Raw genomic sequence first — 20,990 nt, forward strand, 5'->3', positions numbered from 1 at the left:
AAAAAAGTCAAAAAAAGTCAAAAATTATTAATTTGACCTATTGACTTTTTGACTTAATATGTTTATTATAATGACATAAGGTTAAAAAAACCTAGAAATAAAGCAAGAAATTAAACAGACTTAAAAAGTCAAATAGATATACTTGTAGTAAAAAAGTGAGGTAATTTATATGAACAACAACTTTAACAACTTTGGTAATGAATTTTCTAGTATGAATGATTTGTTTAATCAATTGATGGGTAATATGGGTGGTTATTCCACGGAACGACGTAGTTATAAGATTAATGGTCGCGAAGTAACTCCAGAAGAATTTGCGTTTTATCGTCAAACTGGTCGCTTACCATCTAATGAAGAAATGCAAGCTGCTCAAGCTGCGCAACAAGGTAAAATTAAACAAGATGGCATCCTTGCTCGTTTGGGGACAAACTTAACTCAACAAGCTCGTGATGGTAAACTTGATCCTGTAATTGGCCGTAACAAAGAAATCCAAGAAACAGCAGAAATCTTAGCACGTCGTACTAAAAATAATCCTGTACTTGTAGGTGATGCTGGTGTTGGTAAAACTGCAGTAGTAGAAGGCTTGGCACAAGCTATTGTAAATGGTGATGTTCCAGCAGCTATTAAAAATAAAGAAATCATTTCCATCGATATTTCCGGATTGGAAGCTGGTACTCAATACCGTGGTTCTTTCGAAGAAAATATTCAAAACCTTATTAAAGAGGTAAAAGCCGCTGGCAATATTATTTTGTTCTTCGATGAAATTCACCAAATTTTGGGCGCTGGTTCTACCGGTGATGGTCAAGGCTCCAAAGGCTTGGCAGATATCTTGAAACCAGCTTTGTCTCGTGGTGAAATGACTGTTATTGGGGCTACAACACAAGATGAATACCGTAATACAATCATGAAAAACGCGGCTCTCGCTCGTCGTTTTAATGAGGTAAAGGTAAATGCGCCATCTGCAGAGGATACTTTCAAAATCTTACAAGGCATTCGTCCATTGTACGAAGCGCATCATAATATTGAATTGCCAGACGCGGTGTTGAAAGCAGCTGTAGATTATTCCGTACAGTATATTCCACAACGTAGCTTGCCTGATAAAGCTATTGATTTAATCGATGTAACAGCAGCTCACTTGGCGTCTCAACATCCTGTAACAGATATTAAAACATTGGAAGCAGATATTGCTGATGCTAAAGCAAAACAAGAGGAATATGCTCAAAAAGAAGACTATGAATCTGCGATTAATGAAAAAATGCGTATTCAAAAGTTACAAGCAGAGCTTGATAACCATACAGAAAATCAAAAGGTAGTGGCTAAGGTTAACGATGTAGCAGAAGCCGTTGAAAGAATGACAGGTATCCCTGTATCTCAAATGGGTGCATCCGATATCGAGCGCTTGAAAGACATGAAATCTCGTTTAGAAGCTCATGTAATTGGTCAAGATAAAGCAGTAGAAGCTGTATCTAAAGCAATTCGTCGTAACCGTGCAGGCTTTGACGAAGGTAACCGTCCAATCGGTAGCTTCTTATTCGTAGGTCCTACAGGTGTTGGTAAAACAGAATTAGCTAAACAATTAGCTCTAGATATGTTTGGTAACAAAGATGCAATCATTCGCTTGGATATGTCCGAATATAGTGATCGCACAGCCGTATCTAAATTAATCGGCGCTACAGCTGGTTATGTTGGTTATGAAGATAACTCTAACACATTGACTGAACGCGTACGTCGCAATCCTTATTCTATTGTATTATTCGATGAAATCGAAAAAGCAGACCCTCAAGTTATTACATTACTTTTGCAAGTATTGGACGATGGTCGCTTAACAGATGGTCAAGGTAACACAGTAAACTTTAAAAATACTGTTATCATCGCTACATCCAATGCAGGTTTCGGTTATGGTAATGACAATGATGATGAAAATAAAGTAGATGTAATGGAACGCATCGCGCCATTCTTCCGTCCAGAGTTCTTGAACCGTTTCAACGCAGTTATCGAGTTCAATCAATTGAGCAAAGAAGATTTGAAAAAAATTGTAGATTTGATGCTTGATCAAGTGAATAAAACTTTAGCTAAAAAAGATATCACTCTTGATGTAACAGATGCAGCTAAAGAATTGTTGATGGAACAAGGGTATGACAAAACTATGGGCGCTCGTCCATTACGTCGTGTTATCGAATCTGAAATCCGCGATAATGTAACTGATTTCTATTTGGATCACATCGATGCTAAACACTTGCTTGCCGATGTTAAGGATGGTCATATTGTAATCTCTGAAAAAGCAGATTCCGATGATAGCAAAGACCAAGATAAGGCTGAGAAATAAATAATAGACGTAAAAGTGTCGGAATATTCATTTGACAAATCTGAATAAAGTAGTAATATTAATAGCATAATTATATAGTGAGTATGCAAGGGAGCCTATTATATAGGCTGAGAAAGGGCTGCGAGCACCTGACCTTTATACCTGATCGGGATCATGCCCGCGTAGGAAGCACGCTAATACTTAATATGGGTATCGATCATTTTGTTCGATACCCATTTTTGCATACCTAACTATATATGTCTTTTATATAGGAGGATGTAAAATGTTTATGACTCAATTGGAATCTGCTGTGGCTGGTGTAGTTACGAAGGAAATGAAAGTAGTTGCGGAAAAAGAACGTATGGATGAAGAGGTATTACGTTCACTAGTGGCAGCAGGAAAGGTTGTTATTCCTTGTAACAAGCAACATACTAGTATTTCGCCTGAGGGGATTGGCAAACGCCTTAGAACGAAAGTCAATGTTAATTTAGGTACATCGAAAGACGTCACTGATTATGATAGTGAAATTGAAAAAGTTAATCGAGCTATTAGACTTGGCGCAGAGTCGATCATGGATCTTTCCACTCATGGTGACACTCGTATTTTTAGACGTAAATTAATTGAGACATCGCCAGTAATGATTGGTACGGTGCCTATTTATGATAGTGTCATTCATCATCAAAAAGATTTAGGTGAATTAACAGCTCAAGATTTCTTGGACACTATTCGATTACACGCTCAAGATGGTGTAGATTTTATTACTATCCACAGTGGTATTACGAGAAAAACAATAGATCAAATCAAGAATCATAAACGGTTGCTTAATATTGTTAGCCGCGGAGGGAGTTTGGTATTTGCATGGATGAGCATGACAGGCCATGAAAATCCATTCTACGAATACTTTGATGAAATCTTAAAGATTTGCAAAGAATATGATGTTACGTTGTCTTTAGGTGATGCTTGTCGTCCAGGTTGCTTGGCGGATGCCACTGATGTGTGCCAAATTGAAGAGCTTGTAAGGCTTGGTGAATTGGCAAAACGAGCGAAACAATATGGTGTACAAGCTATGATTGAAGGACCTGGGCATGTACCTTTACATCAAATACAAATGAATATGGAGATACAAGAGTCCTTGTGTGATGGAGCGCCATTCTATGTGTTGGGACCGCTCGTCACAGATATTGCTCCAGGCTATGACCATATTACGGCTGCTATTGGTGGCGCTGTAGCGGGTATGTATGGTGCATCCTTCTTATGCTACGTTACACCAGCGGAACATTTAGCCTTACCAAATGCAGATGATGTAAAAGACGGAATTATGGCTTTCAAAATAGCGGCGCATGCTGCAGATATTGCTCGTGGTATTCCTAATGCAAGAGATATAGATGACACTATGGCTAAGGCACGTCAAGTTCTCGATTGGGAGGCACAATATGCTTGTGCCCTTGATCCTGAACGGGCTCGTTCTATTCGTGAAAGTAGAGCACCGGAGGAAGATCATGGTGAAACCTGTTCGATGTGCGGCAAGTTCTGTGCTGTGCGCAGTATGAATAAAGCTTTACAAGAAGAATATATTGATATTTTATAAGCTTTTTCATATGGGAGGTCATTATGGATTTGATTGTTAATGGAGAGCCAAAGTATGTTGTAGGTGAGCAACTTCATTTGATTCTTGATGAATTAGGCTATTCTGGTAAACACTTTGTAGTTGAGCTTAATGGAGAGATTCTTAGTAAGGAAGCATATACAACCACTAAATTAACGGCTGCTGACAGATTAGAAATCGTTAGCTTTGTAGGAGGTGGTTGATATGTTGGATTCATTTACTGTAGGTAATACAACATTTTCTAGTCGCTTATTAGTAGGAACAGGGAAATATGCATCCTATAATTTGATGCGAGATGCACTGGTAGCATCGAAATCAGACATTGTGACGGTTGCTCTTAGACGAGCAGGTACAACACAAAGTGAAGAGGATATATTAAATTATATCCCTGATAGAATGCATTTATTACCGAATACATCGGGCGCTCGAAATGCAGACGAAGCAATACGTATTGCACGCATGGCAAGAGAATTAGGCTGTGGTGATTTGATTAAGATTGAAGTCATTCAAGATCAGATGTATTTGATGCCCGATAATCTAGAGACTATTAGGGCTGCTGAAGTGTTGGCAAAGGAAGGGTTTATCGTCTTTCCTTATATGAGTCCTAATTTGATGGATGCAAAGCGACTAGTAGATGCTGGTGCTAGTTGTATTATGCCCCTCGCTTCGCCTATTGGTAGCAATCGTGGACTTGAAGCAAAAGGATTGATAGAAATTTTAATCAACTCTATTGATGTGCCAATTATTGTTGATGCGGGAATAGGGAGACCTTCCGATGCAACAATAGCTATGGAAATGGGGGCTAGCGCTGTTCTTGTTAACACGGCTATTGCTACGAGCTCAAATCCAGTAGGTATGGCAGAGGCTTTTTATTATGCTGTAGAGGCTGGCCGCAAGGCATATCTTGCAAAATGTGCACCTAAGAAGTCTGTAGGCAGTGCATCTTCACCGTTAACTGGTTTCTTGCGAAAGTAAGGTGAGAATATGTCATTTTTAGATGTGCTTTCAAGAGTTTCTGACGAAGATATAGCTGAAACATTAGAGGCGATAACTGGTGATGAAATACTTTCAACACTCTCTAAACCTGCGTTAGCTATTGATGATGCACTTATTCTGTTATCACCTCAAGCCCTGCTGTATTTAGAAGATATGGCGCAGTTAGCTCATGAGCAGACGGTACAGCAATTTGGTTATACCATACAGCTGTTTACGCCTATGTACATTTCAAACTATTGCGACAATGGTTGTGTTTATTGTGGATATAGTCATCATAGTGGAATTGCCCGTGAAAAACTAAGCTTAAACGATATTGAACTTGAAGCGAAAGCAATCGCTGAAACGGGATTAGAGCAAGTCTTGGTATTAACTGGCGAGTCTAAATCTTGCAGTCCACCAGCATATATACAGGCCGCCGTAGAAACATTGGTTCCTATTTTTAGCAGCGTTAGTATAGAAGTGTATTCGCTTACGCTGGAGGAATATAAAGGATTAGTCGCAGTTGGTGCGGATGGAATGACGATGTTCCAAGAGACATATAATCCGACTTTGTATGCGCAATTACATCCATTTGGGCCTAAGAGTGGTTTTGCAAAGCGCATTGATACGCCTGAGTTGGCTTGTCAGGCTGGATTTAGAGTGGTCAATATTGGTGCTTTAATGGGGCTTGATGAATGGCGTAGAGAGGCATACAAGACGATGTTACATCTTAATTATCTTGTGCAACATTATCCAGATGTAGAATTATCTGTTTCCGTTCCAAGAATTCGACCTTGTGCAGTAGGTTATTCACCAAAATATCCTGTAGATGATACGGCATTAGTTCAATATATTTTGGCTTTGCGTCTTTTGTTCCCCCGTGTGGGAATTACGCTTTCCTCTCGTGAAAGCAAGTACATGCGTGATAATCTGGTGAGACTGGGGATTACAAAACTTTCAGCTGGCGTAACGACCTCTGTAGGGGGACATACAAAACAAGATGATTCTAGCCAATTTACAATCAGTGATAATCGCAGTGTAAGTGAAATGGCTGTAATGCTCGAAAATAATGGGTATCAACCCATTTATAAAGATTGGCAGACGCTATGAGGAGATATGTGTATGGCTCATATGAATAACGAATTTGAAACGGCTATATCTCACTTCTATAGTCCTGAGGAGTTTCGTAAATTGCAGAATTCAGTAGTAGGTATTATAGGTGCTGGCGGATTGGGATCCAATTGTGCTGTTAATCTTGTACGTAGTGGTATTCGAAATCTAATTGTTGCAGATTATGACATTGTAGAGCTAAGTAATCTAAATCGACAACACTATTTTTCGTGTCATGTGGGGCAGTATAAGGTAGAGGCTTTACAAGATGTATTAACTGCCCTTAATTCAAATGTTATTGTTAAGATTTATAAGGATAAATTGACAACCGAGAATATACCTGAAATCTATAAAAAAGCCGATATTTTGATAGAAGCTTTTGATGCGGTAGAAGCTAAGTCTATGTTTTTAGAGGCTGCAACCTCAGTAGATGTACCTAAAATCATGGTATCCGGATTGGCTGGAATAGGTAATTCCGATGCATTACGAACTAAAAAGCTAGGTCAAAATTTATATATTGTTGGTGACGAGCATTCTGGTGTAGACAATGCCTATCCTTATGCACCACGTGTGGCTATTGCTGCTGCAAAACAGGCGGATCTAGCGTTATCACTTTTACTAGAAAAGACCATGTCTAATGAGGTGTAATAGGTGAACAGAAAAGATAAACTAACAGAGGTAATAAATGCTTGTCCTATATATGGAATTACGGGCGGTACTCGAGATGTGGTTACGCTTGTGAAAGATATGCTAAGTGCAGGGATACGAATTATTCAATATCGTGAAAAGGGAAAAACGCCGATTCTGCGATATCAAGAGGCTATGATTTTGAGGCGGTTGACCTATGATTATCATGCTCTATTAATTATTGATGATTATGTTGATCTTGCGTTAGCTATACATGCTGATGGTGTTCATATTGGACAAGATGATTTGCCGCCTAATACGGTAAGACGGATTGTAGGGCCTAATATGTTGATTGGGTGGTCAACCCATAGTATATCCGATTTAAAAGCGGCAAACAGATATACGAGTGTTATAGATTACATTGGAGTAGGGCCTATTTTTTCTACACAGACAAAACCCAATGCTAATCCTGTAGGAATTTCTTATGTATATTGGGCAAAGCAATTTAGTAAGGTTCCCATTGTCGCCATTGGAGGAATTAAAACGACAAATGCTGATATCGTTTGGCAAGCGCATCCCGATTTTATTTGTGCCGTTTCTGAAATAACAGAGTCGGACAATATACAAAATACGGTTTATGAGCTTATGACTGGATATAGTAGAGTCAGATAAAAAATTGAGTTTACATACAAACCACAAGATTAAAATCTTGTGGTTTTTTGGTTATAAAAGAATTTTGTATACATGATAAAAATCATTGCTAACACATCGATTTATTTAGTATAATCGTATCATTAAACTCGATATTCTATAGAATTTATAAAATAGATGAAGATGGAGAGGTAATAGTATATGTCTCATTATGTAGATTTAAATAGTGATTTAGGCGAAAGTTTTGGTAACTATACATTAGGCATGGATAGTGAAGTATTAAATCACGTAACAAGTGCTAATATTGCTTGTGGTTGGCACGCTGGAGATCCTCTTATCATGGATGCGACTGTCCGCATATGTAAAGAAAAAGGAGTTGCCATAGGGGCACATCCTGGTTATCCAGATTTGATGGGATTTGGTCGTCGTGCGATGGCAGTAAATCCTGCTGAGGCAAAAGCATATATGATGTACCAACTAGGTGCACTTCAAGCTTTTTGTGATAGTTATGACATTACTTTACAGCATATGAAATTACATGGTGCTTTTTACAATACAGCCTGTGTTACACCTGTACTAGCTGATGCAATTTTAGATGGTTTGCAAGCGGTAAATCCTAATATCGCGGCCATGGTTTTAAGTGGTAGTTATATTGCTCAAGAGGCACAGCGAAGAGGTATTCCTGTTATACAGGAAGTGTTTGCCGATCGTGGCTATACAGAGGAGGGAACATTGGTCCCTCGTACAGAAGTAGGTGCTTTCATTAAAGACCCGCAAGAGGCTTTAGACCGAGTTCTTATGATGGTTACAAAGGGTAAGGTTGTTACTAATACGGGGAAGACCATTGATATTGTGGCCGATTCCGTATGTGTTCATGGTGATAACCCAGAAGCGATAGCTTTCACAAGATATATTCGGGAAGGGCTCATAAAAGCTGGTGTAACGGTGGCGAATTTTCAACACCGATAACACTATTAAATACATTAAAATAAATGCTTAATTAATACCAACAAAAATGCAAATATAAGTATTAAAAGTAAGTATTACATGTAAGTATGAGCTTTAAGAAATAAGTATGGCATAGATTAATTATTATATGTGGAGGTTCCTATGAAACCAATTACAGGTAAAGCGAGTTTCTCTGTCCTATTAGGGGCAGCTTTCTTAATGGCCACGTCTTCCATTGGACCTGGCTTTATGTTACAAACGGCAGCATTTACAAATGAGTTGAAAGCAGACTTTGCATTTGCTATCGTTGTATCCGTTATTTTCTCAATTATTGCACAGCTTAATGTGTGGACGATTATTGGTGTATCCCAAATGCGTGGTCAAGATATTGCGAATAAGGTATTGCCAGGCCTTGGTTATATAGTGGCATTTTTAATTTCCCTTGGTGGATTGGCCTTTAATATCGGTAATATTGGTGGTGCTTCTATGGGCCTCAATATTATATTTGGTATCGACACAACAACAGCGGCCGCTATTAGCGGTATCTTGGGTATCTTATTATTTACATCTAAGAAGATGGGTGGTGTTTTAGATAATACGGCTAAAGTACTCGGTACTGTTATGCTTGTTCTTATCGCCTACGTAGCATTCTCTACGAATCCACCAGTAGGAGAAGCCTTGTCTCATTCTGTGATTCCAGAGCATGTGCCGTGGTTAGCAACGATTACACTTATTGGAGGCACTGTAGGTGGTTACATTACATTTTCTGGTGGTCACCGCCTCATTGATGCAGGTATTACAGGTCAAGAGCATTTAAAAGATGTACGTCGTGCAGCAATTATGGGAATGTCTGTAGATGCATTAGTTCGAGTGTTATTGTTCTTAGCCGTTTTAGGTGTAGTATCCATGGACTTTGTACTAGATTCTAAAGACCCAGCAGGCTCTGCGTTTCTTCTCGGCGCTGGTGAAATTGGACATAAATTATTCGGTATAGTGTTCTTCTGTGCTGCATTGACCTCTGTAGTAGGGGCTGCCTACACATCAGTATCCTTCTTAAAAACATTGTTTAAGATTGTAGAACGAAATGAAAAATTGACTATTATGGCGTTTATTTTTATTTCTACATGTATCTTAATCTTTATTGGTAAACCAGTATCTCTATTGATTTTAGCTGGTTCTGTAAATGGGTTAATATTACCTGTTACATTGGCAGTTATGCTTGTCGCAACTCATAAATCTGAAATCGTAGGAACATACAAACACAATAAACTTTTATATTATACCGGTTGGATTGTAGTGCTTGTAACATCTTATATTGGTGTTACATCTTTAAAAGGCATTGCTAAGTTACTAGGTTAATTAATTATCTGTGAAAGCACCATTACGTTCGGCTTGAATGTGATGGTCCTTTCTAGTTATAGCAGGAGGTACATATGAAACCTACAATTTCACCTGTAGGGGATTGCGCTATCTCTATTGATTTTGGTCAAGTAATCGATCCAAAGATTAATCGACACATCCGACAAATTATAGAGCAGATTAAAGATTTACAGCTAGATGGAATTATTGAACTAGTTCCTACATACTGCGCATTGCTTGTTCAATATGATGCAATGGTATATTCTTATTCAGATATTTGTAGAATTCTTGAACCCACATTGCAAGAATCGGTAACGGATAGCGCAAATGAACTCGTTACGATTGTTGAAATACCCACCGTATATGGTGGCGAGTTTGGCCCAGATTTAGGCTTTGTAGCCTCTTATAATCATTTAAGTGAAGCTGAGGTTGTATCCATTCATAGTGGTACAGATTATTTAGTTTATATGTTAGGCTTTATTCCTGGATTTACCTATTTAGGTGGCATGGATCCACGCATTGCGACGCCTCGACTATCCTCTCCAAGGACTTTGATTCCTGCCGGCTCTGTAGGTATTGCAGGAGAACAGACTGGCACATATCCATCAGATTCTCCTGGAGGCTGGCAGATTATTGGACGCACACCTGTGACTATGTATGACATGTCTAAGGAGCAAGCTGCACTATTGCAAGCCGGAGACTACGTTCGTTATGTGTCTATCGATGAAAACGAATTCCATAGGGTTAAATCCTTGGGTATGGAATATATTCCATCTATATATGAAATAGAAAGTGGTGATTTACGTGGATATAAATGAGTTTCAACGCGCTTTAATCCGCGTAGATGCTCCGGGTATGTATACAACGATTCAAGATATAGGGCGTATTGGCTTTCAACAATATGGTATGCCTGTGGCAGGTCCTATGGATAGTGAAAGCTATCTCTTGGGACAGGCTCTAGTAGGAAACAAGGAACCTCTAGGTGCTTTAGAATGTACCGTGTTACCTCCTACGCTAACTGTTCAAGGTACATGTATTGTTGCTTTTACAGGGGCCGACATGCACCCAACCATTAACAATGTAGTTGTGCCTAGATATATACCTTTTATTTGTCACGAAGGGGATATCATTTCTGGTGGCTTCAGCCAATGTGGCGTGCGTATGTATATTGCTTTCTCTGGTGGGGTCGATGTTCCTGCTATTAACGGTAGCGTATCCACTCATACAAAGGCTAAAATAGGTGGTTTTGAGGGGCGTTCATTACAAGCGGGTGATCAGTTTGGCATTAAAGCATTTACTAGACACGAAGTGAATGTGTGCGACTTCTATGGAACTCATAAATTATTCAATACCGCTTTATATAACCGCGGCGGTCGTGAGTGTCACGAACCTTTGCGTGTAGTACTAGGAGAGCAAGCAAAGTATTTTACCGAGAAAGGGATTAAGACCTTTGGTAGTAAAATATATACATTGACCGTACAATGTGATCGCATGGGCTTCCGCTTAGATGGCCCTGTCATAGAGCATATCGATAGTGCAGACATTATTTCTGATGGTGCTGTATTTGGCTCTATTCAAGTTCCGTCAGATGGAAATCCAATAGTCCTCATGGCGGACCGACAAACAACGGGCGGCTATACAAAGATTGGTACTGTCATTACCGCCGATTTACCTAGGTTAAGCCAATTGCCAGTAGGGGATGGAATTCATTTTGATATTATATCCGTTGAAGAAGCACAAGAAATATATCGTACATATATTAGACACTTGCATAAGCGAATAGAATTAGCACACGAACAAAGTTTATATGTTTTTAAAGTAAGCTAATTCGTTACCTAATTTAATTATACAATTTAGTAATAAAGCTATCTCGTAGATTGTCATTTCTATGAGATAGCTTTTTGTTATGTAAAGTAAGATGAATTGATGAGGTGGTGGGAAAATATAATCTTATAAAATAAGTTTAAAATAATGATTATGAATTTATATTCATTTTATCTCTTTGATATGGTATAAAATAAGCCCATATTTTATATAAATTTGTGACATGAATCACTATAATGCCCATTACTACGCTGTTTGTGCAATGCCTATAGTTATGAAAAATAAATGAAAAAACTTGATAGTATATTAAAGGTTTTGGTATACTTGTAATATTGAAGATTTTGAAATTCTCGTATGACTTACCATATGATAAAACATCGAGGGAGCATTAATATTAATCTAGTTTATAGGAGAAAGTATGAATAAGATTTTTAAAGTGGTTTGGAGCAAATCAAAAAACTGTTACGTAGTAGTATCTGAGTTCGCTAAGAATAATAGTGGTAAAAAGAAAATTGTTGTAGCAGCAATCTTGGCTGTATTAGCAATGACTAATGCTAGCATCTCTATGGCGGCAAATACTTTGCCTACAAATCTGCATGCAACAGCAGTAGGCTTGGGGGATGGTGCTTCTGTTACTGGTGACAAAGCTGTAGGTTTCGGTCAAAATGCAGCAGCTGCTGGTGGATATTCTATTGCAATAGGTTCTAATTCTAGTACCAGTGTTAACAGTCCACAAGGAATCGCTATTGGTGGTGGTAATACTGCTAATGAAGGTGCAAGAGTAATTGGGGAGCAAGCAATTGCCATTGGGGGAAATACAATAGCTCAAGGTAACTCTTCTATTGTTATTGGTGGCGATGATGTAGTTAAAGCCGATAGTGTAAAAGTTATTTACACTACGAATAATGGTGAGAATAAAACTGGGGATTTGCGTAGTGCAGTTCAAAGCTTAACAGGATTTGATATGAGAAACCCACTATATACATCGGCAACGGCTGGTGAATCTGGTATCACATTAGGCATGAAAGGTCAGTCAGGCAATGTGGGCATTGCCATTGGTACAGGTGCAAATGCGAAGGATCGTTTATCAGGAACTTCTAGTGGTGCTTCTGGTCAAGCCAATAATGATGTAACAAATGCTATTGCTATTGGTACAGGGGCTAGGGCAAATCGTGATAATGCTATTGCCATCGGTGGTGGTTCTAACACTGATGTAGGCGGTACAAAACAATCTAGCTATACTTTGCCAAATAATGTTGTTGCTTCCTGGGCTGGTGGTGATAAAACATTGCCAGGTGACGTTGTATCTTTTGGTTCTAAAGGGTATGAACGTCAGTTGAAACATGTGGCTCCTGGCGAAGTAAGTGCTACTTCCACAGATGCAATTAATGGCTCTCAACTTAGCGCTATTGTAGACCAAATCGCTTATAAATATATATCTATAAAATCTTCTGATGCTGCTAATAAAGATAATACTGGTGCTACGGCCGATAATTCTATTGCTATTGGCCCAAATGCTGCAACAGACGCATCTGCAAGTCGTTCTGTGGCTGTTGGTGATGGCGCCAGAGGTAAAGTAGTAGATGGTGTAGCTGTTGGCTCAAAATCTATAGCTGATATTGCTTCAGGCGTAGCGGGATATAATGTTAATGCTAGTCGTACAGATATATATGCTGGTTTAAGTGGTGCCGCCCTAACGTCTAAATTAGGTGGTGTTGCTGTTGGTACGATAAACCAAACACGTCAAATTAACTATGTTGCTGCAGGTACTGCTGATACAGACGCAGTAAACGTGGCGCAATTAAAGAGTGTTAATCTAGCTTTTACAGGTGATACTGGTACAGGCGATGTGAACCTTGCTAATAGTAAATTGGCTGTAAATGGTGATAATACATACATTAGCACTACAGCTAATGGTAAGAAAATTACAGTTTCTGGTAAAAAGCAAGATATCACAGTAGCAAATGGTAGCGCTACAGCGACTGCTGGCATGGCGGATTCTGCCAACGTAGCTAATGCGATTAATCAAGCAATTGATCAAAATAAATATGGTTGGAATCTTTCTGCTAATGGTGAAGCTACACCAGTAGCAGTTGAAAAAGGTAATACAGTAGATTTTTCTGGTGACGATAATGTTGCGGTTGCTAGAAATGATAAGAAAATCTCTGTAGCTTTGAAAAAAGATCTTTCTAAATTAAACAGTGCTTCTTTCAATAATGCTAGCGGTAATGAAACTGTAAAAATTGATGGTGATAAAGGTATCAATGCTGGAAATTTGAAAGTTGCCAATGTAGCAGATGGTGTTGCTGATAAAGATGCTGTCAATGTATCTCAATTGAAAAAAGTTGACGATAAAGCTGAAGCTAACAAAACTGCTATTGGTACAAATAAAACCGCAATTGCTAAAAATGTAGGTGACATTGCAACAAACAAAACAGATATTGCCACCAATAAGGACAGTATTGCTGCGAATACGCAAAAAATTGTTGACAATAAAACTGCAATAGATAAAAATACTGGTGAAATTGCTACAAATAAAGCTAATATTGCTCAAAATACTGCTGCTATCGCTCGTAAGATTTCTTTAGGTGGTAACTCTGGTTCGACTGATGAAAAATCCTTGAGCACAGGTGATGTGAAATTCAATGTGAAAGGTGAGAATGGTCTTACTACGGTTGCTAATGGTGACGATGTCACTGTTAAACTCGATGATGCAACTAAAGGTAAAGTTGACAATGCAGCTGATCGAGACTTGAGCAATTTGACTCCTGATGGTAAACAACAAGTTAAGGATTTAGCAGCTTGGAATGTAGTCGCTAATAATGAAACAGCTGAAAAGGTTGTGGGAGGTAACACTGTTAAGTTTATCGATGGTGATAACATTTCTATTACTCAAAATGGTAAAGACTTTACCATTTCCACTAAGAAAGATGTAACCTTTGATACGGTAACAGCTATTCAAACGATTACAGCGCCAAAAGTGAAAGCGACAACTGGTGTTGAAACACCTCAAGTAACTGGCTTGACTAACACTGCATGGGTTCCAGGTCAAACACAACCTGTATCTGGTCGTGCTGCCACAGAAGACCAATTGAAACAAGTTGATGATCAAGTAGCAGACAATAAAGCCAATATTGCTGATAATACAGATAAAATTGGCAAAAACGCTGATGCCATTGCCGACAATAAACAAAAAATTGCCGACAATAAAACAGCAATTGATAAAAATATTGGCGACATTGCTACAAACAAAGCTGACATCGCAACCAATAAAGCTAACATCGACAAAAACATGACAGCTATCGCTCGTAAGATTTCTTTAGGTGGTAACTCTGGTTCTACCGATGAAAAATCCTTGAGCACAGGTGATGTGAAATTCAATGTGAAAGGTGAAAACGGTCTTACTACGGTTGCTAATGGTGACGATGTGACTGTTAAACTCGATGACGCGACTAAAGGTAAAGTTGACAATGCAGCTGATCGAGACTTGAGCAACTTAACAGATGCTGGTAAGCAACAAGTTAAAGATTTAGCAGCATGGCATGTAGTAGCTAATAATGAGACGGCTGAAAAGGTTGAAGGTGGCAATACAGTTAAGTTTATCGATGGGGATAACATTTCTATTACTCAAAATGGTAAAGACTTTACCATTTCCACTAAAAAAGACGTAACCTTTGACACGGTAACAGCTACACAAACGATTACAGCGCCAAAAGTGAAAGCGACAACTGGAGTTGAAACACCTCAAGTAACAGGCTTGACTAACACTGCATGGACTCCGGGGCAAACACAACCTGTATCTGGTCGTGCAGCCACAGAAGACCAATTGAAACACGTTGATGATCAAGTAGCAGAAAACAAAGCCAACATTGCTGATAATACAGATAAGATTGGCAAAAATGCCGATGCTATTGCAGATAATAAACAAAAGATAGCTGACAATAAAACTGCAATTGATAAAAATGCAGTAGATATTGCTACCAATAAAGACAATATTGCAACTAATAAAGCTGATATCGCAGCCAATACAGATAAAATCGGTAAAAATGCTGATGCGATTGCAGATAACAAACAAAAAATTGCCGACAACAAAACTGCAATTGATAAAAATACTGGTGATATTGCAACAAATAAAGGAGATATTGCAGCCAATAAACAAAAAATAGCCGACAATAAAACTGCAATAGATAAAAATACTGGCGACATTGCAACAAACAAAGCTGACATTGCAACTAATAAGGATAACATTGCAACCAATAAAGCTAACATTGACAAAAACACGACAGCTATCGGTCGTAAGATTTCCTTAGGTGGTAACTCAGGTTCTACCGATGAAAAGTCGTTGAGCACAGGTGATGTGAAATTCAATGTTAAGGGTGAAAATGGCCTTACTACTGTTGCTAATGGCGACGATGTGACTGTTAAACTCGATGATGCAACTAAAAGTAAAGTTGACAATGCAGCTGATCGAGACTTGAGCAATTTGACTCCTGACGGTAAGCAACAGATTAAGGACTTAGCAGCTTGGAATGTAGTCGCTAATAATGAAACGGCTGAAAAGGTTGAAGGTGGTAATACTGTTAAATTTATCGATGGTGATAACATTTCTATTACTCAAAATGGTAAAGACTTTACCATTTCCACTAAAAAAGACGTAACCTTTGACACGGTAACCGCTACACAAACGATTACAGCGCCGAAAGTGAAAGCGACAACTGGAGTTGAAACACCTCAAGTAACTGGCTTGACTAATATCGCTTGGGTTTCAGGTCAAACACAACCTGTATCTGGTCGTGCTGCCACAGAAGACCAATTGAAACAAGTTGATGATCAAGTAGCAGAAAACAAAGCCAATATTGCTGATAATACAGATAAGATTGGTAAAAATGCGGATGCTATTGCCGACAATAAACAAAAAATTGCCGACAATAAAACTGCAATTGATAGAAATACAAGTGACATTGCTACAAACAAAGGGGATATTGCTCAAAATACTGCTGCTATCGCTCGTAAGATTTCTTTAGGTGGTAACTCTGGTTTGACTGATGAAAAATCTTTGAGCACAGGTGATGTGAAATTCAATGTTAAAGGTGAAAATGGTCTTACTACTGTTGCTAATGGCGACGATGTGACTGTTAAACTCGATGATGCAACTAAAGGTAAAATTGACAATGCAGCTGATCGAGATTTGAGTAATTTGACCTCTGACGGTAAGCAACAAGTTAAGGACTTAGCAGCTTGGAATGTAGTCGCTAATAATGAGATGGCTGAAAAGGTTGAAGGTGGTAACACCGTTAAGTTTATCGATGGTGATAACATTTCCATTACTCAAAATGGTAAGGACTTCACCATTTCTACTAAAAAAGACGTAACCTTTGATACGGTAACGGCTAACCAAACCATTACAGCGCCAAAAGTAAAAGCGACAACTGGAGTTGAAACACCTCAAGTAACTGGCTTGACTAATACCGCTTGGGTTCCAGGTCAAACACAACCTGTATCTGGTCGTGCAGCCACAGAAGACCAATTGAAACACGTTGATGATCAAGTAGCGGAAAATAAAGCCAATATCGCTGCGAATGAAACAGATATTGCTACTAATAAGGATAATATTGCAGATAACAAGCAAAAGATAGCTGACAATAAATCTGCAATTGATAAAAATACTGGCGACATTACTACTAATAAAGATAATATTGCAGATAATAAGCAAAAAATAGCTGATAATAAAACTGCAATAGATAAAAATACTGCTGATATTGCTACAAACAAAGGGGATATTGCTTCTAATAAATCTAATATTGCCCAAAATACTGCCGCTATCGCTCGTAAGATTTCCTTAGGTGGTAACTCTGGTTCTACGAATGAAAAGTCGTTGAGCACAGGTGATGTGAAGTTCAATGTTAAGGGTGAAAATGGCCTTACTACTGTTGCTAATGGCGACGATGTGACTGTTAAACTTGATGATGCAACTAAAGGTAAAGTCGACAATGCAGCTGATCGAGACTTGAGCAACTTAACAGATACTGGTAAGCAACAAGTTAAAGATTTAGCAGTTTGGAATGTAGTCGCTAATAATGAAACGGCTGAAAAGGTTGAAGGTGGCAATACAGTTAAATTCATTGATGGCGATAACATTTCCATTACTCAAAATGGTAAAGATTTCACTATTTCTACTAAAAAAGACGTAACCTTTGATACGGTAACAGCTACTCAAACGATTACAGCACCAAAGGTTAAAGCGACAACTGGAGTTGAAACTCCTCAAGTAATAGGTTTGACTAACACTGCATGGACTCCAGGCCAAACACAACCTGTATCTGGTCGTGCCGCCACAGAAGACCAATTGAAACATGTTGATGATCAAGTAGCAGAAAACAAAGTTAATATTGCTGATAATACAGATAAGATTGGCAAAAATGCTGATGCCATTGCGGATAACAAGCAAAAAATAGCTGATAATAAAACTGCAATTGATAAAAATGCAGTAGATATTGCTACTAACAAAGACAATATTGCTGCGAATAAAGCAGATATTGCTACTAATAAGGATAATATTGCAGATAACAAGCAAAAGATAGCTGACAATAAATCTGCAATTGATAAAAATACTGGCGACATTGCTACTAATAAAGATAATATTGCTAAAAACAAAGACAATATTGATAAAAATACTACTGCTATTGCCCGTAAGATTTCTTTAGGTGGTAACTCTGGTTCTACTAATGAAAAATCCTTGAGCACAGGTGATGTGAAATTTAATGTGAAAGGTGAAAATGGTCTTACGACTGTTGCTAATGGAGACGATGTGACAGTTAAACTCGATGATGCAACTAAAGGTAAAGTTGACAATGCAGCCGATCGAGACTTGAGCAATTTGACTCCAGACGGTAAACAACAGGTTAAGGATATAGCAGCTTGGAATGTAGTCGCTAATAATGAGACGGCTGAAAAGGTTGAAGGTGGCAACACGGTTAAGTTTATCGATGGAGATAATATTTCTATTACACAAAATGGTAAAGACTTCACCGTTTCTACTAAAAAAGACGTAACATTCGATACGGTAGCCGCTAATCAAACCATTACAGCCCCGAAAGTGAAAGCGACAACGGGGGTTGAAACTCCTCAAGTAACAGGTTTGACTAACACTGCATGGACTCCAAGCCAAACACAACCTGTATCTGGTCGTGCAGCTACAGAAGATCAATTGAAACACGTTGATGATCAAGTAGCAGAAAATAAAGCCAATATTGCTGATAATACAGATAAAATTGGTAAAAATGCAGAGGCTATTGCGGATAACAAACAAAAAATAGCTGATAATAAAGCTGCAATTGATAAAAATGCTGCTGATATTGCTACCAATAGAGACAATATTGCGACGAATAAACAGAATATTGCTGATAACAAAGCGGCAATTACTAAAAATGCCGGCGATATTGCAACCAATAAAGCTAATATTGATAAAAATACAGAAGCTATCGGTCGTAAGATTTCCTTAGGTGGTAATACTGGTTCAACCGATGAGAAATCCTTAAGTACAGGCGATGTGAAATTCAATATTAAAGGGCAAAATGGTATTGTTACTGAAGCTAATGGAGACGATGTAACTGTCAAATTAGATGATGCTACGGCTAATAAAATCAACAATGCAGCAAATACGGATTTGAGCAACTTAACAGATGCTGGTAAACAACAAGTTAAAGATTTATCCGCATGGAACGTAGTAGCTAATGGTAATACTGCCGAAAAAGTTGAAGGTGGCAATACAGTTAAGTTTATCGATGGTGATAACATTTCCATTACTCAAAATGGTAAAGACTTCACAATTGCTACTAAACAAGACGTAACTTTCAATACTGTAAAAGCAAATCAAACAATTACAGCACCAAAAGTGAAAGCTACAGAAGGTGTAGAAACACCTCAAGTAACGGGTTTGACTAATACTGCATGGACTCCGGGTCAAACACAGCCTGTCTCTGGACGTGCCGCCACAGAAGATCAATTGAAACATGTTGATGATCAAGTAGCAGAAAACAAAGCCAACATTGCTGATAATATAGATAAGATTGGTAAAAATGCTGATGCCATTGCGGATAACAAGCAAAAAATAGCTAATAATAAAGCTGCAATTGATAGAAATGCTGCTGATATTGCAACTAATAAGGACAATATTGCTGCGAACAAACAAAATATTGCTGATAACAAAGCGGCCATCACTAAAAATACTAGTGATATTGCAACTAATAAGGATAACATCGCAACCAATAAAGCTAATATCAACAAAAACACGACAGCTATTGCCCGTAAGATTTCTTTAGGTGGTAATACTGGTTCTACCGATGAAAAATCGTTGAGCACAGGTGATGTGAAATTCAATGTGAAAGGTGAAAATGGCCTTACTACGGTTGCTAATGGCGACGATGTAACTGTTAAACTCGATGATGCAACTAAAGGCAAAATTGATAATGCTGCAAATCAAGACTTGAGCAACTTGACAGATGCTGGTAAACAACAAGTTAAAGATATATCTGCATGGAAGGTAACAGCTGCTGGCGGTACCGTTGAAAAAGTACAAGGTGGGGATACCGTAAAATTCCAAGCTGGTGATAATCTTGTAGTTAATCAAGACAGAACTACTTTCACATATGGCTTGGCTAAAGACTTAAAAGGCCTAAACAGTGTTACTGTAGGTGATGAAAACGGTGTATCTACTAAAATCACTCCTGCAGGTACAACTGTGAAAGATGCAGCTGGCAACTCTACTACAATTAATGGGGGGGGGTATGACTATTACTCCGGCAGATGCAGCAGCTGGTCCTGTATCCCTTACTGTAGACGGTTTAAATAATGGTGGTAAGAAAATTCATGGGGTAGCTCCTGGCACAGCTGATACTGATGCAGTAAATGTTAGCCAGTTAAAAGCCTCTAATGCTGGTTTACAAGAAGCTGTTAATCGTGTTGGTACTGAAACACAACGTGTTGGTGCTCATGCGGCAGCTATGGCAGCGTTGAAACCAATTCAATATGATCCATTGGAACCAACACAAATTATGGCTGGTATCGGTAACTACCGTGGTGAAACTGCTGGTGCCATCGGTATTGCTCACTACCGAACTGAAGATACTATGTTCAACGTAGGTGTTTCACTTGGCACTAGCCATAACATGGTAAATGCAGGTGTAACGCATAAATTTGGTGGTAGTCGTGAAAGAAAAGACGCTATCCCAGAGCGTTATAAAGCAGGTCCTATTAGCTCTGTTTATGTAATGCAAGATGAAGTATCTAGTCTCAAAAAAGAAAATAGTAATCAAAAAACTGTTATTGCTAATCAAGCAGCACGTCTAAATACATTAGAAGCTGAAAATGAACGTCAACGTCAAGAATTGGCTGAAACTAAACAAGGCTTAGATGACTTGCGTGCCGTAGTAAATCAATTATTAGCCTCTAAAGGTTAAGAGTTGAGAACTAATTTTGATAATAGTCTAAGATAGTTATTTTCCTGTAAAACTAAAGAACCTCTTATACATTGTTGTACTTGATAGGGTATATACATTTCGTATAAGAGGTTCTTTTTTGCTATTTTGA

Annotated in this window: 13 protein-coding genes and 1 riboswitch; all 13 genes read left to right on the plus strand. The window is 38.5% G+C overall.

Going from position 1 to position 20,990, the window contains the following annotated elements; all coding sequences use genetic code 11:
* Positions 1-169 precede the first annotated feature (169 nt).
* The 13 genes from B1A77_RS05430 to B1A77_RS10240 all read left to right on the plus strand — a co-directional run bounded on the left by B1A77_RS05430 (position 170) and on the right by B1A77_RS10240 (position 20,860).
* Positions 170-2,323, plus strand: a complete 2,154-nt coding sequence (locus tag B1A77_RS05430; protein WP_008602705.1) for an ATP-dependent Clp protease ATP-binding subunit — start codon at positions 170-172, stop codon at positions 2,321-2,323.
* A 77-nt stretch (positions 2,324-2,400) separates the two neighbouring features.
* A riboswitch (TPP riboswitch) is annotated at positions 2,401-2,508 on the plus strand.
* Between the two features lie 77 nt (positions 2,509-2,585).
* A complete protein-coding gene (gene thiC, locus B1A77_RS05435; RefSeq protein ID WP_021147832.1) occupies positions 2,586-3,890 on the plus strand; it encodes a phosphomethylpyrimidine synthase ThiC in 1,305 nt (434 codons plus the stop codon).
* A 23-nt stretch (positions 3,891-3,913) separates the two neighbouring features.
* Positions 3,914-4,111: a sulfur carrier protein ThiS gene (gene thiS / locus B1A77_RS05440; protein ID WP_021147833.1), complete on the plus strand. Its 198-nt coding sequence runs from the start codon at positions 3,914-3,916 to the stop codon at positions 4,109-4,111.
* A gap of 1 nt (position 4,112) precedes the next feature.
* A complete protein-coding gene (locus B1A77_RS05445) occupies positions 4,113-4,883 on the plus strand; it encodes a thiazole synthase (RefSeq protein WP_021147834.1) in 771 nt (256 codons plus the stop codon).
* Between the two features lie 9 nt (positions 4,884-4,892).
* On the plus strand, positions 4,893-5,993 hold the full coding sequence (gene thiH, locus B1A77_RS05450; RefSeq protein ID WP_077708210.1) for a 2-iminoacetate synthase ThiH: 1,101 nt from the start codon (positions 4,893-4,895) through the stop codon (positions 5,991-5,993).
* A 12-nt stretch (positions 5,994-6,005) separates the two neighbouring features.
* The gene (thiF, locus tag B1A77_RS05455; protein WP_021147836.1) at positions 6,006-6,641 is read left to right on the plus strand and encodes a sulfur carrier protein ThiS adenylyltransferase ThiF; all 636 of its coding nucleotides are present in this window, start codon (positions 6,006-6,008) and stop codon (positions 6,639-6,641) included.
* Positions 6,642-6,644: 3 nt separating this feature from the next.
* Positions 6,645-7,292 (plus strand): thiamine phosphate synthase, encoded by a 648-nt coding sequence (thiE, locus tag B1A77_RS05460; protein ID WP_021147837.1) that lies wholly within the window; start codon positions 6,645-6,647, stop codon positions 7,290-7,292.
* A 180-nt stretch (positions 7,293-7,472) separates the two neighbouring features.
* A complete protein-coding gene (locus B1A77_RS05465; RefSeq protein ID WP_021147838.1) occupies positions 7,473-8,240 on the plus strand; it encodes a LamB/YcsF family protein in 768 nt (255 codons plus the stop codon).
* 141 nt (positions 8,241-8,381) lie between these two features.
* The gene (locus tag B1A77_RS05470; RefSeq protein ID WP_077708211.1) at positions 8,382-9,578 is read left to right on the plus strand and encodes an NRAMP family divalent metal transporter; all 1,197 of its coding nucleotides are present in this window, start codon (positions 8,382-8,384) and stop codon (positions 9,576-9,578) included.
* Positions 9,579-9,652: 74 nt separating this feature from the next.
* Positions 9,653-10,396 carry a 5-oxoprolinase subunit PxpB gene (gene pxpB, locus B1A77_RS05475; RefSeq protein WP_077708212.1) on the plus strand — a complete coding sequence of 248 codons (744 nt, stop codon included), beginning with the start codon at positions 9,653-9,655 and terminating at the stop codon, positions 10,394-10,396.
* Positions 10,397-10,433: 37 nt separating this feature from the next.
* The gene (locus B1A77_RS05480) at positions 10,434-11,405 is read left to right on the plus strand and encodes a 5-oxoprolinase subunit C family protein (protein WP_373051446.1); all 972 of its coding nucleotides are present in this window, start codon (positions 10,434-10,436) and stop codon (positions 11,403-11,405) included.
* A gap of 415 nt (positions 11,406-11,820) precedes the next feature.
* Positions 11,821-20,253 (plus strand): ESPR-type extended signal peptide-containing protein, encoded by an 8,433-nt coding sequence (locus B1A77_RS10095; RefSeq protein ID WP_237301731.1) that lies wholly within the window; start codon positions 11,821-11,823, stop codon positions 20,251-20,253.
* Positions 20,189-20,860: a YadA-like family protein gene (locus tag B1A77_RS10240; RefSeq protein ID WP_237301733.1), complete on the plus strand. Its 672-nt coding sequence runs from the start codon at positions 20,189-20,191 to the stop codon at positions 20,858-20,860. Before B1A77_RS10095 ends, B1A77_RS10240 begins: the two co-directional genes overlap by 65 nt.
* The last annotated feature ends 130 nt before the right edge of the window (positions 20,861-20,990 follow it).

It is taken from the genome of Veillonella parvula (assembly GCF_002005185.1).
Taxonomy (GTDB): domain Bacteria; phylum Bacillota; class Negativicutes; order Veillonellales; family Veillonellaceae; genus Veillonella; species Veillonella parvula_M.